The organism is Telluria sp. AIW5, assembly GCF_056680575.1.
In genome coordinates, this window is the sequence record NZ_CM155289.1 from 3,602,477 (window position 1) to 3,618,101 (window position 15,625).

Here is a 15,625-nt window from a genome sequence, read left to right on the forward strand (position 1 = left end):
TTATCCCTGTCTGGTTGAATGCGGCCTCCCTGGCCGTGCATTCCCAATAGCATGATTTGTGCCAGGAAATTAATTTTCCATGTAAACAAGGTGTTGCAAACGACATGGATCGGCAAGCTTAGCCGGATGTAAAGACTGCCGACATACCAGCGGGGTCGTAAGCGGCCGCCTACAGCTGGGCCAGCGGGACCTGGGCGCTCGTTTCGTCGGTGGCCAGCAGCGCGATCAGGCGCCCGAGGTCGGCCTCCAGGCGGTGCAGGGTGGCCGCGTCGAGGCTGGACAAGGCGTCCGGCAAGACCCCGGCGAAGGGCAGCGGCGCGTTCTTCAAGAGGGCGTCGGCCGCGGGCAGGGCGCGCAGCGCGACGCCGCGCCGGTCGGAACCATCGCGCGCGGTCGAGACCAGGCCGCGCGTCGTGAGCGTGCGCACCAGGTTGCTGGCGGTCGACTGGTGGATGTCGAGCGAACGGGCCAGTTCGGTGACGCCGATGCCGGGCGACTGGGCAATGACGGACAGCGCCCACAGCTGGGCGCCGCCGAGGCCGGCTTCGCGCTCGACCTGGCGGAAATGGGTTTTGACGGAGTTGAACACGATGCGGAACTGGCGCAGGACACGCGTGGCGGGTTCGGCATCGGGGACTTCGGTGGGGGTAACTTGTAAAGACATCGTGACATCATAAGCGAAAGTACATCCCGTCGCGAGTGCGGCGGGGGCGCGGGACCAGGGCCGGGCTGCGGGCGCGAGTGCAGCCGTGGACGCGGCCGTGGCGCGCGGTCGGCTATACTGCGCGCAAGCGGATCAATTTAGCAAGGAAAACAGTGGATCAGGACGAGAAGACCGAGAACGGCATCCGGCAGCAGGCCAGGGATTTGTTCGGCAGCGCCGGCGGCAGGGCCAGGGCGGGTGTGCGCCATGCGCATGGTTTCCTGTCCGGCCGCTCGCGCCGCCAGCAGGTGCTCATCATTGCGCTGGCCTCGTTTGCCGCACTGGCCGCCGTACTCATCGTCTACCTGATCATCCTGATTCCGCTTACGCCCGGCATCGCCGACCTGAAACAGGTCAGCAGCGCGCGCCCGACCGTCATCATGTCGGCTGACGGCAAGGAGCTCGGCACCTTCGAGCAGGGCCTGCAGGAGCGGATCAAGCTGGCGCAGGTGTCGCCGCATGTGGTGACGGCGCTCATCGCGACCGAAGACCACCGCTTCTACGAACACCACGGCGTCGACTTCACGCGCATCGGCGGCGCCATGCTGGCCAGCCTGAAGGGCGACGCCCAGGGCGGCTCGACGATCACCCAGCAGCTGGCCCGCAACATGTTCCCGGAAGAGATCGGGCGCGCGCGCAGCATCAACCGCAAGCTGAAAGAACTGATCACCGCGATCAAGATCGAGAACACCTACAGCAAGACCGAGATCCTCGAGGCCTACCTGAACACGGTGCCTTTCCTGTACAACGCGCGTGGCATCGAGATGGCGGCGCGCACCTATTTCGACAAGCCTGCCTCGAAGCTCGACGTGCTGGAAGCGGCGACCCTGGTCGGGATGCTGAAGGGGACGTATTACTACAATCCGGTCACCAATCCGCAGCGTTCGCTCGCGCGCCGCAACGTGGTGCTCGGCCAGATGCTCAAGCACGGCGCCTTCAACGAGGCGCGCTACAAGGCGCTCATCAAGCGTCCGCTGCGCCTCGACTTCGAACGCCAGGTGGAGCGCAGCGGGCGCGACAACCATTTCACCGCGCACGTGCGCAAGTGGCTGCTCGAATGGGCGAACGACAACGACAACGACTACGACCTGGAACTGGACGGCCTGGTGGTGCAGACCACGCTCGACACCAGCCTGCAGGAAGCGGCGCTGCGCGCGGTCGAGAAACAGGCCAGCGCCCTGCAGGCGGTGGCCGATGTCGAGTGGGCCAATCCGAGCCCGCCGAATGCGACCTCCACCGGCACCTACACCTCGATGCGCAGCAGCATCGCGCCTTTCGACTACTACTGGCACACGCACGGCGCGCAACTGGACGCTTTTGTCCGCGAGACGCCGGACTACCGCAAGGCGGTCGAGGGCGGCGAGGCGCCGGCAGCGGCCCTGAAGCGCATCAAGGGCGACCGCGACTTCATGCGCAAGCTGCGCGAATCGAAGGCGCGCCTGGAAGCGGGTTTCGTCGCCATCGACCCGACGACGGGCGAAGTCAAAGCCTGGGTCGGCAGCCGCGATTTCGCGCGCGACCAGTTCGACCACGTGTCCCAGGCTGCGCGCCAGCCGGGATCGACCTTCAAGCCCTTCGTGTATGGCGCCGCGCTGGAAAACGGCATCCCGCCCGAGCAGCCGTATGTCGACGCGGTGATGGACATCCGCGCCGCCGACGGCACCGTCTGGCGCCCGACCGACATGTCCGGCACCACCGGCCGCCAGATGACGATGCGCGACGGCCTGGTGTTCTCGAAGAACACGATCACGGCCCAGGTGATGCGCGACGTCGGCCTGCCGCCCGTCATCAAGCTGGCCCAGAACCTCGGCATCCGCCAGAGCAAGCTGGCCGCCGTGCCGTCGCTGGCGCTGGGCACGAGTCCCGTGACCCTGCTCGAGATGGTCAGCAGCTATGCCAGCATCGCGGCGCAGGGCGAGTACCGCAAGCCGGTCTTCGTGCGCCGCATCAGCGACCGTGACGGCAACGTGATCGCCGACTTTGCCACGACCAAACCGGAGCGCGCGATGTCGCAGGCGGCGAGCGTGACCCTGATCGACATGATGCGCGGGGTCGTGAATCGCGGCACGGGCACGCAGGTGCGCTCGCGCTTCGGCATCAACGGCGACGTCGCCGGCAAGACCGGCACCACCCAGAACAATGCGGACGGCTGGTTCATCCTGATGCATCCGAACCTGGTCGCCGGCGCCTGGGTTGGCTTCAACGACAACCGCGTCACGATGCGTTCGAGCTACTGGGGGCAGGGCGGCCACAATGCGGTCCTGCTGGTCGGCGACTTCTTCAGGAGCGCGCTCGACGCCGGCAAGGTCGACCGCGAGGCTCTGTTCCCCGGCGGACGTCCACCAGCCCCGGCACGGGTCCAGCAGCAAGAACCGGAAGAGGAATTCATCGAACCGGGCGACCTGACCGAAGGCATCCCGGCCGAACCGGCGCAGCCCGAGCCGGCGCCGCAGGACGAGGCTGAGGAGGTCCAGGACGCGCCGATGGAAGGCGTGCCGCCTCCGCCGCCACCACCGCCTCAGCAGACGCCCCTGGATTGATACCGGTCTCCGCCGCGCACCGTAGGGTGGACACCGTCCACGCGTGCGTGCGGACCCGTGCCGCACGGTCTCCGGGAGCCGTGCAGGGGTGCGGCCGCACGTACGCGTGGGCATGCCCACCCTACGTTACGTCGATTGATACCGGTCTCCGGAGCCGCTCACCGCCGCGCACCGCAGGGTGGACACCGTCCACGCGTGCGTGCGGAGCCGTGCCGCACCGTCTCCGGGAGCCGTGGAGGGGTGCGGCCGCACGTACGCGTGGGCATGCCCACCCTACGTTACGTCGATTGATACCGGTCTCCGGAGCCGCTCACCGCCGCGCACCGTAGGGTGGACACCGTCCACGCGTGCGTGCGGAACCGTGCCGCACGGTTTCCGGGAGCCGTGCAGGGGGGCGGCCGCCCGTACGCGTGGGCATGCCCACCCTACGTTACGTCGATTGATACCGGTCTCCGGAGCCGATCACCGCCGCGCACCGCAGGGTGGACACCGTCCACGCGTGCGTGCGGAACCGTGCCGCATGGTCTCCGGGAGCCGTGGAGGGGTGCGGCCGCCCGTACGCGTGGGCATGCCCACCCTACGTTACGTCGATTGATACCGGTCTCCGGAGCCGCTCACCGCCGCGCACCGCAGGGTGGACACCGTCCACGCGTGCGTGCGGAACCGTGCCGCACGGTTTCCGGGAGCCGTGCAGGGGGGCGGCCGCCCGTACGCGTGGGCATGCCCACCCTACGTTACGTCGATTGATACCGGTCTCCGGAGCCGCTCACCGCGGCGCACCGCAGGGTGGACACCGTCCACGCGTGCGTGCGGAACCGTGCCGCACCGTCTCCGGGAGCCGTGGAGGGGTGCGGCCGCACGTACGCGTGGGCATGCCCACCCTCCGTTACGTCGATTGATACCGGTCTCCGGAGCTGATCACCGCCGCGCACCGTAGGGTGGACACCGTCCACGCGTGCGTGCGGAACCGTGCCGCACGGTCTCCGGGAGCCGTGGAGGGGTGCGGCCGCACGTACGCGTGGGCATGCCCACCCTACGTTACGTCGATTGATACCGGTCTCCGGAGCCGCTCACCGCCGCGCACCGTAGGGTGGACACCGTCCACGCGTGCGCGCGGAACCGTGCCGCACCGTCTCCGGGAGCCGTGCAGGGGTGTGGCCGCACGTACGCGTGGGCATGCCCACCCTCCGTTACGTCGATTGATACCGGTCTCCGGAGCTGATCACCGCCGCGCACCGTAGGGTGGACACCGTCCACGCGTGCGTGCGGAACCGTGCCGCACGGTCTCCGGGAGCCGTGGAGGGGTGCGGCCGCACGTACGCGTGGGCATGCCCACCCTACGTTACGTCGATTGATACCGGTCTCCGGAGCCGCTCACCGCCGCGCACCGTAGGGTGGACACCGTCCACGCGTGCGCGCGGAACCGTGCCGCACCGTCTCCGGGAGCCGTGCAGGGGTGTGGCCGCACGTACGCGTGGGCATGCCCACCCTACGTTACGTCGATTGATTCCGGTCTCCGGAGCCGCTCACCGCCGCGCACCGTAGGGTGGACACCGTCCACGCGTGCGTACGGAACCGTGCCGCACGGTCTCCGGGAGCGGTGGGGGGCGGCCGCCCGTACGCGTGGGCATGCCCACCCTACGTTACGTCGATTGATACCGGTCTCCGGAGCCGCTCACCGCCGCGCAACGTAGGGTGGACACCGTCCACGCGTGCGTGCGGAACCGTGCCGCACGGTCTCCGGGAGCGGTGGAGCACGTACGCGTGGGCATGCCCACCCTACGTTACGTCGATTGATACCGGTCTCCGGAGCTGATCACCGCCGCGCACCGCAGGGTGGACACCGTCCACGCGTGCGTGCGGAACCGTGCCGCGCGGTCTCCGGGAGCGGTGGAGGGTGCGGCCGCACGTACGCGTGGGCATGCCGACCCTACGTTACGTCGATTGATACCGGTCTCCGGAGCCGCTCACCGCCGCGCACCGCAGGGTGGACACCGTCCACGCGTGCGTGCGGAACCGTGCCGCATGGTCTCCGGGAGCCGTGGAGGGGTGCGGCCGCACGTACGCGTGGGCATGCCCACCCTACGTTACGTCGATTGATACCGGTCTCCGGAGCCGCTCACCGCCGCGCACCGTAGGGTGGACACCGTCCACGCGTGCGTGCGGACCCGTGCCGCACGGTCTCCGGGAGCGGTGGAGGGGGGCGGCCGCACATACTCGTGGGCATGCCCACCCTACGTTACTTCGGCTGCTCGCCCCCGGTCACAAAATCGGTGTGCCGCCCGTCACCGCGATCCGCGCGCCGGAGATGTAGCTGGCCTGGTCCGACGCCAGCAGCACGTAGACCGGCGCCACTTCGGCCGGCTGGCCGGGACGCTTCATCGGCACCTGCTGGCCGAAGCTCTCGACCTGGTCCGGCGGCATGGTCGACGGAATCAGCGGCGTCCAGATCGGCCCCGGCGCGACCGAGTTGACGCGGATGCCTTTCTCGGCCAGCAGCTGCGCCAGGCCCGCCGTGAAATTGGCGATCGCGCCCTTGGTGGCGGCGTAGGCGAGCAGGGTCGGCTTCGGGTTGTCGGAGTTGATCGAGGCGGTGTTGATGATCGACGAGCCCGGCGCCATGTGTTTTACCGCGGCTTTGCAAATGTGGAACATGGCCGTGATGTTCACCTGGAAGGTGTAGTCCCATTCCTCGTCCGGGATCTCCTCGATCGCATCGCGGGTCATCTGGAAGGCGGCGTTATTCACCAATACATCGATGCGGCCGAACTCCTGCACGGCGCGCGCGACGATCGCGCGGCAGTGGGCGGGTTCGGCCAGGTCGCCCGGCACCAGCACGGCGCGCCGGCCCGCTTCCCGCACCAGGCGCGCGGTCTCCTCGGCGTCGTCGTGCTCGTTCAGGTAGGCGACCAGGACGTCGGCGCCTTCGCGCGCAAACGCGAGCGCCACCGCGCGGCCGATGCCGCTGTCGCCGCCGGTGATCACGGTGGCCTTGCCGGCCAGCTTGCCCGAACCCTGGTAGCTGGTTTCGCCGTGGTCGGCCTTCGGCGTCAGGGCCGACTCGCGGCCCGGTGGCTGCTGCTGTTGCTTCGGCTGGTTCATCGCATGCTCCTCTTGACGTTAACGCGCAAACTCAGGTTCCCTTCGGCAGGCTGCGCAAGGCTGCCGGATGGCGCACCGCCGGGCCTTGCGGCAGGCCGGGTGCATCCGGTTCGACCGCTTCCTGCAGCAGCAGTTGCTGCGCACGTGGCGCCGTCGAGATGCCGAGGTCGACGAACATCTGCATCGAGGCCAGGATGACCGCCTGCTGGGTGTCCATGAACAGGTTGTAGTCCGCGTCGAGGACCGTGTAGATGATCTCCCACTCGATGTAGTCCTGCGTGTATTTGGACAGGTGGGCGCGGTCGAAGCGCACCTTGTCGCGCTTGCCGATGAATTCGGCCACCGCCGTCGGCACTTTCGCCGCCAGTGCCGCCGGCGTATCCGGATGCGCGCGCAGGTTGTAGACGATGCGGCGCGTGACCATGCGCTTGAAGTTCGATACCGTGTCCTTCAGCAGTTCGGCGTTCGAGACGATGATCTGCTCGCCACTGGAGGCGCGCAGGCGGGTCGTCTTCAGGCCGACCTTCTCCACCGTGCCCGAGGTATCGGAGGTCGAAATGAAGTCGCCCACTTCGAAGGGCTTGTCGATGGCGATCGCAAGCGAGGCGAACAGGTCGCCGAGCACGTTCTGCACCGCCAGCGCGATGGCGATACCGCCAATCCCGAGGCTGGCCACAAAAGTAGTGATGTTGATGCCGAGGTTGGCCAGCAGGGCAAGCGCAAAGATCACCCAGACGCTGGTCTGCAGCACCCAGATGATGAGCGTGTGGGCAACCGTGACCTGGGCGTCGTCGGTGACGTGTTCATGGGTGCGGAAATAGCGGCGCGCGGTGACCTTGATCGCGCTGTGCAGGTACATCGCCAGTTGCAGGCCGAGGGTCAGGAACCAGAGGTGGCTGACGCGCGTATTCCAGGGCGCGGGCAGGTCGAGCGCCGACAGGCCGATCAGGAGGCTGGTCAGGATGACGACCAGGTTGCTGGTGCGCGCCAGGGTCTTGCGCAGCACTTCGGCGACCGGGCGGTGCGCGCTCTCGTCGCCGAGCTGGTCGAGGCGGCGCCGGAACAGGGCCAGGGCGCCATGGATGGCGACGAAACTGGCAACCGCCAGGGCCAGCGCGAACAGGGCGTTGGGCAGGGTGATGTCGAGGGATGCGACGAAGGCGCGGATATCCACTATGAGCTCCTTTTTTCACGGAAGAGGGGACGCAAGGGCGCGCAAGGGACACACATCGTCCGGTGGCGGGCGCCGCCGGATCGCGCAGCGGGCTTGCCGCTGCGGCGTGGCCGCGGCGCGAGCCGCGGCGCTTCCTGGACGCGCAGGGCGTCCAGGACAATCGAAACGCTTACTTGCGCTGCTTCAGGTGCTGGCGCACGGCCTCGGCCGACACGCCGACTTCGGACACCGCGCGTTCGAGCTCTTCGCGGGTAACGCCCAGCGCCTCGGTCCAGTGGCGCACTTCCCACTCTTCGTGCACGTTGATGCGGCTACGGTCCTGCTGACCGGATTTTTGCAGATTGTCGGACATGATGAGCTCCTATCGATGAGTTTGGAACGACTATGCCACCCGCAGGGGTGCCCGTCCGTTAAGCACTTCACCTAGAGCAGCTTTTGTCCAGTTGAAGCTCAACCAGGAAAATTTCCCGTTAGGCAGCGCTACTGCTTGATGAGAACGTGCGCGAGAACGGGCGCGTGCTTACGCTGGGCGAAATCCTCGCGCCGGCCCCACAAACGCGATATCGTTCCGTTAGTGCAATAAATTGCTTGGCTCCCCGATGGTGTTTCAGGTACGCTTGTTGAATCGGCACTATTGAGGAGTTACCCAATGTCTTACGAAACCTCCCAGCCCGAGCGTAGCGCGGTCGACGCGCTGCCCGGCCTCGTCGCCCTCGACTTCGGCACCAACTGGTGCGGCTATTGCCGCGCCGGCGAGCCGCTGATCGCGGGCGCGCTGAAGGATTACCCGGACGCGAAGCACATTCAGGTCGAGGACGGCCCCGGCCGGCCGCTCGGCCGCTCGTTCAAGGTCAAGCTGTGGCCCACCGTCGTGGTCCTGAAGGACGGCGCCGAGGTCGCACGCGTGACCCGTCCCGACAGCATCGACGAGGTGCGAGAAGCCCTGTCGAAGGCGGTGAGCCCATGAGTCAGCCAATGAAACAGCCAACGAATCAGCCGATGAATCAGCCAGCGAACCCGTCAATGAAACAGCCAGCCAACAAAGCGCGGACCGTCCTGTTCGCAAGCCTGATCGGCACCACGATCGAATTCTTCGATTTCTATATCTACGCCACGGCCGCCGTGCTGGTGTTCCCGAAACTGTTCTTCCCGGCGGCCGATCCGGCCTCCGCCGTGCTGCAATCCTTCGCCACCTTCGCGATCGCCTTCTTCGCGCGTCCGGTCGGTTCGGCCCTGTTCGGCCACTTCGGCGACCGCATCGGCCGCAAGGCCACGCTGGTCGCGGCGCTGCTGACGATGGGCCTGTCGACCATCGTGATCGGCCTGCTGCCGACCTATGCCACGATCGGCACCCTGGCGCCGCTGCTGCTGGCGCTGTGCCGCTTCGGCCAGGGCCTGGGCCTGGGCGGCGAATGGGGCGGGGCGGTCCTGCTCGCCACCGAAAACGCGCCGCCGGGCAAGCGTGCCTGGTACGGCATGTTCCCGCAGCTCGGTGCCCCGATCGGCTTCCTGCTCTCGGGCGGCATCTTCCTGATCCTGACGCAAGTGATGGGCGACGAACAGTTCTTCGCCTGGGGCTGGCGCATTCCATTCCTGTCGAGCGCCGTCCTGGTCGCCGTGGGCTTGTATGTGCGCCTGAAAATCCACGAGACGCCGGACTTCCAGGCCGTGCTCGACAAGGGCGAACGCGTCAAGGTGCCGTTCGTGACCGTGTTCAAGGAGCACGGCCGCTCGCTGCTGCTGGGCACCCTGATGGCGACCTCGACCTTCGTGCTGTTCTACCTGCTGACGGTGTTCGCGCTGAGCTGGGGCACGACCGGGCTGCATTATTCGCGTACCCAGTTCCTGCTGCTGCAGCTGGGCGCCGTGTGCTTCTTCGGCTTCCTGATCCCGCCCTCGGCCCTGATCGCCGACCGCTTCGGACGCCGCGCCGCGATGATCGGGGTGACCGTGGCCATCATGATCTTCGGCCTGACCTTCGGTTCGCTGTTCGTCGCCGACAACCTGCCGAAGGCGGGCCTGTTCCTGGTGATCGGCTTGTCCCTGATGGGCCTGACCTACGGACCGCTCGGCACGCTGCTGGCCGAACTGTTCCCGCCGGCCGTGCGCTATACGGGCTCGTCGCTGACCTTCAACCTGGCCGGCATCCTCGGGGCCTCGCTGGCGCCGTATGTCGCGACCTCGCTGGCGACGAAGCACGGTATCGCCTACGTCGGCTATTACCTGACGGGTGCAGCGCTGCTGAGTTTGATTGCGCTGCTGCTGGTGCGTAGTCCGGCACGCCAGCCGGAGGCGGCACGAGTTTGAGCGCTTGACGTTCGTGGGGCTGTTGCCTGGGAAGGTAACGGCCCCTTTCATCCGCGTGGACATGTCCACCCTACGGAAGACCTTGCAAGTCCGGCTGCACCGTGTCCCGTAGGATGGGCATTCCCATGCGGACCTTGCACCCCGATAGCGCCGCAGGCATCAGCCCCACGACACCCACATTTCGCCTTACCCCGACGGGAACGACTTGTCGTCTTCCTTCTTGTCCGACCTTACCCCCGCCAGCCGGTCGACCTTGATCAGCCCCTCCGCCGCCGCGTGCGAAGCGGCAAACACGCTGTCCGGCGCCAGCACCAGCTGAATCCCGGTGCTGCTCACTTCCTCGATCAGCCGGTCGAGTGCCTCGATCCGGGCCGGGTCCGGGTTCACATTGCGGATATAGATCATGCGCACCGCTTGCGGATGGCGGCGCACGATCTCGGCGTAGATCTCCGGGTCTTTTTCGCCGCTGTCGCCGATCAGCACGAACTGCATGCCCGGATAAAAACTCAGGATCAGCGCGATTTTCTCCAGCTTGTGGTTGCCGTGTTTGGTGAGCTTGAACACGTCGCGCATGCCCAGTTCGCGCAGCAGCAGGGGGCCGACGGGAATGCCCTGCAGGCGCAGGAAGTCGACCAGGAAGCCGAACAGGTGCCAAGGGCTGCTCGAGACGTAGAACAGCGGGTTGTCTTCATTGCCGCCGGCCCCGTCGCGCAGCGCGCGGTAGAAGGCGGCCACGCCCTTGAACGGTTTACGGGTGTGCGCATTGGTGCGCGCCAGCATCAGGGCCATGTTCAGCTTGTTCGTGACATTGGTCCAGAGCACCGTGTCGTCGATGTCGCTGATGATGCCGAAGCGGGCCGTCGGCGCCGGCACGAAGGCCTCGGCCACGGTCCGCACCGGCTTGCCGTCGTCGGCTGACGAGTCGGGCAGTTCGAGGTCGATGCGGTGGCTGCCGCCGGCCAGCGGCGCGGCAGGAACGATCTCGAACTCGAAATAGCCGTCGCTGTCGGTCACCGTCTCCCAGCGCCGCCCATCGAAATGCGCCGTCACGCGCGCGCCCGCCACCTCGTCCGATTCGAGGCGGTGATACAGCGCGACGAGGTTGCTCCAGCTGCTGTCCTGGCCAGTCTGCTCGCGAAAGCTCGCCTCGTCGAGGACGCGGCCCTTGATCCAGAGTTTTTGCGCATTGCCGAAACCGAGGTAGGGCAGGACCAGCAGCGGCCGCTCGGTGCCGACCTGGCGCAGCCGGCGCAGGGCGCCACGGGCAAAGCGGCCGGCCGTGCTGGCCAGGCGTTCGTGCAGGGCGGGCGCGCCGGGTTCGACATTTTCTTCGGGCACGAGCGGGCGGCGTTCGGGTTCCGGATGCTCGATCCAGAGCCGGCCCGCAGCGAGTCCCGCCGCCTGCAGGGCCGCCTCGAACTGGCCGGACAATCCGGGAGGCAGCGGCTGCGGCAGGACCTGCACCCTTGCCCCGGCCGCGGCCAGGCGCGCGATCTCGGGCGCTTGCGCGACGCCGGGGTTGAGGTAGAAGACGGCGCCCGCGGGCGCCACGCGTGCGTTGACGTCGGCGAAGCCGGCGCGGGTCAGGATCAGGAAGGCGGTTTCGAGGGCGGGATTGGTCATCGGTTCATGCGTCGCAGCGGCGTCCTGGCTGAATCAAGGCGCCAGTATCGCGTATCTGGTCGATCTGGCAACGCACGGCTGGCCACTGTTGCCCCTTCGGCGCGCTGTGCACGCTAGCGCACAGTCCGATTCATGCGAACCGGGCATACTGCTGGCATTGTCTTCTTGTCATGAGATACCGAACAGCCCACAGGATCTTTCGCCATGTCTTTCGTCATCATCGCAACGCTGGTCGTGCTGATTGTCATCGCAACGCTGCTGCCGCTGTCGCGCCATACCGAATGGTGGGTGCGCGACCTCGATTTCCCGCGCCTGCAGATCGCGATCGTCGCGCTCGGCGTGCTGGTGGCGGAGGCCTTCCTGCTCGACCTGGGCGAACCCGCATCGCTGCTCCTGATGCTCGCCACCGCCGCCTGCCTCGCTTACCAGGCCTGGTGGATCCTTCCCTATACCCGGCCCTGGCCGAACGAAGTGACACATGCGGTGGGCGGGGCGCCGGGCGACCGTCTCCGCATCCTGACCGCGAACGTGCTGACGCCGAACCGGAATACCGACGGCCTGGTCGCCCTCATTCGCGAGCACAAGCCGCATGTCTTCGTGACGCTCGAGACCGACCGCTGGTGGCAGGAGCGGCTGGACGTGCTCGAACCCGCGTATCCGTACGCGATGAAATGTCCGCTCGACAACCTGTACGGCATGCACGTGTATTCGAAGCTGCCGCTGCAGGACTGTGCGATCCAGTTCCTGGTCGAGGATGATATCCCCTCGATGCATGCGCTGGCCGTGCTGCCCTCGGGGCGCAAGGTGCGCATGCATTTCCTGCACCCGGCACCGCCGAGCCCGACCGAACACGACGAATCGACCGAGCGCGATGCGGAATTACTGGTGGTGGCGAAAAGCGTGGCCGGTCTCGATACGCCGGTGATCGTCGCAGGCGACCTGAACGACGTCGCCTGGTCGACCACGACCCGGCTGTTTCGCAAGATCAGCGGCCTGCTCGACCCGCGCATCGGGCGCGGCATGTTAAACACCTTCCACGCCGACCACTGGTTCCTGCGCTGGCCGCTCGACCACCTGTTCCACAGCCGTCATTTCACGCTCGGCTTCATCCGGCGCCTGCCATCCTTTGGCTCCGACCATTTCCCGGTGCTGGTCGAACTGGTCTACGACCGCGCGCGCGGCGCCGGCCAGCAGGGGCTGGAGGCGGACGAGGACGACCATGCACTGGCCGAGGAAAAGATCGCGGCGGAACCGGTGTCGGTGGAGGACGTGCACGAGCCGCAGGCGTAGGGTGGGCACTTGTGCCCACGCCGACGCACGGTCTGTAACTCGGCGGAGCCTGTACCGGAACGCTGCCGGACGCACAGTGGCTCGACGCCGCGTCTGTTGCGCCGGCCTACGCGTGGGCTCGAGAGCCCACCCTACGGTGCGCATCGGCAAACGGTGTGCTTCGGGCTTGCGTTTATTTTGGGCGGAGCCCACCCTACGGAAAACTCAGGACTCGCGCCGGAACTCCGGCGCGGGCAGCGGATGGCGCCGCTCGTCCGGCCGCGTCAGCACGCGGCGCGCCACGTCGAAGGGCACGCCCATGCCGGCCATCACCCGCGCCGGGGTGCCTCCTTGCGAGGCCGGGGTCTTGATTGCCGCGTCGATCAGGAGCGCGGTCTTGTAGTCGGTTCGTCGGTCCATGCGCGTATTCTCGCATGCGGCCCAAGCTTTGGGACCCTAGAACGAATACACCAGCGTCAGCGAGGTCTGCGTATCCAGATTCTTCTTGTCCACCGGCACATTGGTGTCGTTGCGGGCCGAAAAGGCCGCCTTCATCTGCATCGTGTCGTTGATCTTGGCGGAGAGGGCCGATTCCGCGATCGAGTGCACGTTCGAGGTGCCGCGCTCGACGCTGACGGTTTGCACGAATGCCGCCGACGGGCTCACCTGCCAGCGGAAACGCGCGGCGCCACGCACGGTCAGGCCGCTCTCACGTTCGCCCGCCGGGCGCTCGCCGCTGAAGTAACCCGGACCGATTTCGACGTCGAGCGCCTTGTCGTCGGTGTTGTAGAGCTGCGAGCCGTGGCCGACGGCGAACGAGCTGTAGCGCGTGTAGGCGCCGAACTTGTCGTTCACGTGGGAGGCGAGGACGAAGGCGCGCGAACCTTCCTTCATCAGCTTGTAGGCGGCTTTCGCAGAGGCGGTCCAGCGCTCGGCCGAACGGGTGCGGTAGCGGTCGCCGTCGTCGTCGGTGATCTCGTCTTCCTTGAAGTAGCCGCTGACGACGTATTCGTTGCTCCAGTCAGCCGTTTCATGGATGGCATCGATCTTGCCGCTGATCGAGGTGCCGGTGGTATTGCCCGAGGTGCTGATCGCACCCAGTTCGGCGGAGGTGAACCAGGTGCCGTCGGGAATGTTCTCGGGGCGCGACACCGTCAGCGCGCTGTGGATGCTGCCGATTTGCGGCAGGTCGTCGGCGGCGCCGTCGGCGAAGGCGGGAAGGTGCGCCAGGCCGAGAAGGGCCAGCGCGTACAGCGGGAATGATTTCATAAGCTTGTCTGCGGCCGCGGCCCAGCTTGCGGGCTGGACCACCTGCCTGCCGGTCGTCATCGGAAAAGAATCGCGGAAAAGAGCGCCGGTGCACGCTGTGCGGCAAAGGGGCTCGGCCGAGATTGTATCCTAGAAGCAGTAAAAATGCCGTATGAAGCCAACTGAATCGAGCAAATTGCGGCACCGGCGCGACTCGGCAGTAAACCGGAGGCGCGCCGGACGAGCCCGGCTCAGGTCCGCGCTCAGGTGCCGGCTCAGGTCCCGATATAGACAATCTTGAAGATGAACAAGGCCGCAATCACCCACACGACCGGCTTCACGTCGCGCGCGCGGCCAGTGGTCAGCTTCAGCGCCGCATAGGTGATGAAGCCGAAGGCGATGCCTTCCGCGATGGAATAGGTGAACGGAATCACCAGCGCCGTGATCGCCGCCGGGATGCTTTCGGTGGTGTCGCCCCATTCGATGTCGCCGAGGTCGCGCAGCATCAGGCAGGCCACGAACAGCAGGGCCGGCGCGGTGGCGTAGGCCGGTACCACGCCGGCCAGCGGCGCGATGAAGAGGCAGGCCAGGAACAGTACCGCCACACTCAGGGCCGTCAGGCCGGTGCGTCCGCCGGCCTGCACGCCGGCCGCGCTCTCGATATAGGCCGTGGTGCTCGAGGTGCCGAGCACGGCGCCGGCGACGATCGCGCCGCTGTCGGCCAGCAGGGCCTTGTTCAGGCGTGCCATCTTGCCTTCGACCAGCAGGCCGGCGCGGCTGGCCACGCCCATCAGGGTGCCCGTCGCATCGAACAGTTCGACCAGGAAGAACACCAGCACCACGTTGATGATGCCGACCTTCAGCGCACCCGGGATGTCGAGCTTGAACAGGGTCGGATCAATCGAGGGCGGCGCCGAGAAGATGCCGTGGAAAGTGTTGCCGCCGAAGAAGAAGCTCAGCACGGTGACGACGATGATGCCGATCAGGATCGCGCCGCGCACCTTGAGGCGGTCGAGCGTGACGATCAGGATGAAGCCGAAGATGGCCATGATCGCCTCCGGCTTGTGCAGGTCGCCGGCCTTGACCAGGGTCGGCTCGCTGCCGACGACGATGCCCGCGTTCTTCAGCGCGATCAGGGCGAGGAACATGCCGAGGCCGACCGTAATCGCCACCCGCAGCGAATGCGGGATGCCGTTCACGATCATGCCGCGCAAGCCCAGCACCGAGACCAGGATGAACAGGCAGCCGGAAATGAACACGGCGCCCAGTGCCGCCGGCCAGGCCACGCCCATGCCGAGCACGACCGCGTAGGCGAAATACGCGTTCAGGCCCATGCCCGGCGCCATGCCGATCGGATAGTTGGCGTACAGGCCCATCACCGCGCTGCCGAGCGCGGCCACGAGGCAGGTGGCCACGAACACGGCCTCTTTCGGCATCCCGGCGTCGCCGAGGATCGACGGGTTGACGAAAATGATGTAGGCCATCGTCAGGAAGGTGGTGAGGCCGGCGAGCAGTTCGGTGCGTACGTCCGTGCCGCTTTCCTTGAGTTTGAAATAGTTGTCGAGCATCGTCGAGTGGGTTCCGGATGATTGCGCAAAGCCTGGCCTGCGCGGTTGGGATGACCGAAGCATAACACCGCCGCGGCCCCTCCATGACGCA

12 protein-coding genes are annotated in these 15,625 nt (G+C 66.9%); 4 read left to right on the top strand and 8 right to left on the bottom strand.

All coding sequences use genetic code 11. The features are described from left to right. Nucleotides 1-169 precede the first annotated feature (169 nt). Nucleotides 170-664 carry a MarR family winged helix-turn-helix transcriptional regulator gene (locus tag AC1MEM_RS15945; protein ID WP_499472048.1) on the bottom strand — a complete coding sequence of 165 codons (495 nt, stop codon included), beginning with the start codon at nt 662-664 and terminating at the stop codon, nt 170-172. A 152-nt stretch (nt 665-816) separates the two neighbouring features. On the opposite strand from AC1MEM_RS15945, the gene AC1MEM_RS15950 reads away from it, so the two are divergent. Then, the gene (locus tag AC1MEM_RS15950) at nt 817-3,243 is read left to right on the top strand and encodes a penicillin-binding protein 1A (RefSeq protein ID WP_499472050.1); all 2,427 of its coding nucleotides are present in this window, start codon (nt 817-819) and stop codon (nt 3,241-3,243) included. Nucleotides 3,244-5,505: 2,262 nt separating this feature from the next. On the opposite strand, the gene AC1MEM_RS15955 is transcribed toward AC1MEM_RS15950, so the two are convergent. The 3 genes from AC1MEM_RS15955 to AC1MEM_RS15965 form a co-directional block, all read right to left on the bottom strand. After that, on the bottom strand, nt 5,506-6,345 hold the full coding sequence (locus AC1MEM_RS15955; protein WP_499472052.1) for a glucose 1-dehydrogenase: 840 nt from the start codon (nt 6,343-6,345) through the stop codon (nt 5,506-5,508). 31 nt (nt 6,346-6,376) lie between these two features. Then, entirely contained in the window at nt 6,377-7,519 is a 1,143-nt protein-coding gene (locus AC1MEM_RS15960) for a mechanosensitive ion channel family protein (RefSeq protein WP_499472054.1), read from the bottom strand. 169 nt (nt 7,520-7,688) lie between these two features. After that, a complete protein-coding gene (locus AC1MEM_RS15965; protein WP_499472056.1) occupies nt 7,689-7,871 on the bottom strand; it encodes a DUF3606 domain-containing protein in 183 nt (60 codons plus the stop codon). A gap of 297 nt (nt 7,872-8,168) precedes the next feature. Between AC1MEM_RS15965 and AC1MEM_RS15970 the strand changes: the two genes are divergently transcribed. Both AC1MEM_RS15970 and AC1MEM_RS15975 read left to right on the top strand, forming a co-directional pair. After that, entirely contained in the window at nt 8,169-8,486 is a 318-nt protein-coding gene (locus tag AC1MEM_RS15970) for a thioredoxin family protein (protein ID WP_499472058.1), read from the top strand. A gap of 56 nt (nt 8,487-8,542) precedes the next feature. Then, entirely contained in the window at nt 8,543-9,826 is a 1,284-nt protein-coding gene (locus AC1MEM_RS15975) for an MFS transporter (protein ID WP_499472060.1), read from the top strand. A gap of 186 nt (nt 9,827-10,012) precedes the next feature. Here AC1MEM_RS15975 and AC1MEM_RS15980 read toward each other — a convergent pair whose 3' ends face one another. Beyond that, a complete protein-coding gene (locus tag AC1MEM_RS15980; protein WP_499472062.1) occupies nt 10,013-11,449 on the bottom strand; it encodes an App1 family protein phosphatidate phosphatase in 1,437 nt (478 codons plus the stop codon). A 204-nt stretch (nt 11,450-11,653) separates the two neighbouring features. On the opposite strand from AC1MEM_RS15980, the gene AC1MEM_RS15985 reads away from it, so the two are divergent. Continuing rightward, nucleotides 11,654-12,739: an endonuclease/exonuclease/phosphatase family protein gene (locus tag AC1MEM_RS15985; RefSeq protein WP_499472064.1), complete on the top strand. Its 1,086-nt coding sequence runs from the start codon at nt 11,654-11,656 to the stop codon at nt 12,737-12,739. A 204-nt stretch (nt 12,740-12,943) separates the two neighbouring features. Here the strand turns inward: AC1MEM_RS15985 and AC1MEM_RS15990 are convergent, their stop codons facing one another. The 3 genes from AC1MEM_RS15990 to AC1MEM_RS16000 form a co-directional block, all read right to left on the bottom strand. Then, a complete protein-coding gene (locus AC1MEM_RS15990) occupies nt 12,944-13,138 on the bottom strand; it encodes a hypothetical protein (RefSeq protein ID WP_499472066.1) in 195 nt (64 codons plus the stop codon). Nucleotides 13,139-13,174: 36 nt separating this feature from the next. Next, nucleotides 13,175-13,987, bottom strand: a complete 813-nt coding sequence (locus tag AC1MEM_RS15995; RefSeq protein ID WP_499472068.1) for a DUF481 domain-containing protein — start codon at nt 13,985-13,987, stop codon at nt 13,175-13,177. Nucleotides 13,988-14,241: 254 nt separating this feature from the next. After that, nucleotides 14,242-15,534: an NCS2 family permease gene (locus tag AC1MEM_RS16000; protein ID WP_499472070.1), complete on the bottom strand. Its 1,293-nt coding sequence runs from the start codon at nt 15,532-15,534 to the stop codon at nt 14,242-14,244. Nucleotides 15,535-15,625: the final 91 nt, after the last annotated feature.

Bases quoted from the DNA above. Each gene is read 5' to 3' on its own strand.
- AC1MEM_RS15980 (WP_499472062.1), bottom strand. From the start codon at position 11,449: ATGACCAATCCCGCCCTCGAAACCGCCTTCCTGATCCTGACCCGCGCC.
- AC1MEM_RS15985 (WP_499472064.1), top strand. From the start codon at position 11,654: ATGTCTTTCGTCATCATCGCAACGCTGGTCGTGCTGATTGTCATCGCA.
- AC1MEM_RS15990 (WP_499472066.1), bottom strand. From the start codon at position 13,138: ATGGACCGACGAACCGACTACAAGACCGCGCTCCTGATCGACGCGGCA.
- AC1MEM_RS16000 (WP_499472070.1), bottom strand. From the start codon at position 15,534: ATGCTCGACAACTATTTCAAACTCAAGGAAAGCGGCACGGACGTACGC.
- AC1MEM_RS15945 (WP_499472048.1), bottom strand. From the start codon at position 664: ATGTCTTTACAAGTTACCCCCACCGAAGTCCCCGATGCCGAACCCGCC.
- AC1MEM_RS15955 (WP_499472052.1), bottom strand. From the start codon at position 6,345: ATGAACCAGCCGAAGCAACAGCAGCAGCCACCGGGCCGCGAGTCGGCC.
- AC1MEM_RS15970 (WP_499472058.1), top strand. From the start codon at position 8,169: ATGTCTTACGAAACCTCCCAGCCCGAGCGTAGCGCGGTCGACGCGCTG.
- AC1MEM_RS15995 (WP_499472068.1), bottom strand. From the start codon at position 13,987: ATGAAATCATTCCCGCTGTACGCGCTGGCCCTTCTCGGCCTGGCGCAC.
- AC1MEM_RS15975 (WP_499472060.1), top strand. From the start codon at position 8,543: ATGAAACAGCCAGCCAACAAAGCGCGGACCGTCCTGTTCGCAAGCCTG.
- AC1MEM_RS15965 (WP_499472056.1), bottom strand. From the start codon at position 7,871: ATGTCCGACAATCTGCAAAAATCCGGTCAGCAGGACCGTAGCCGCATC.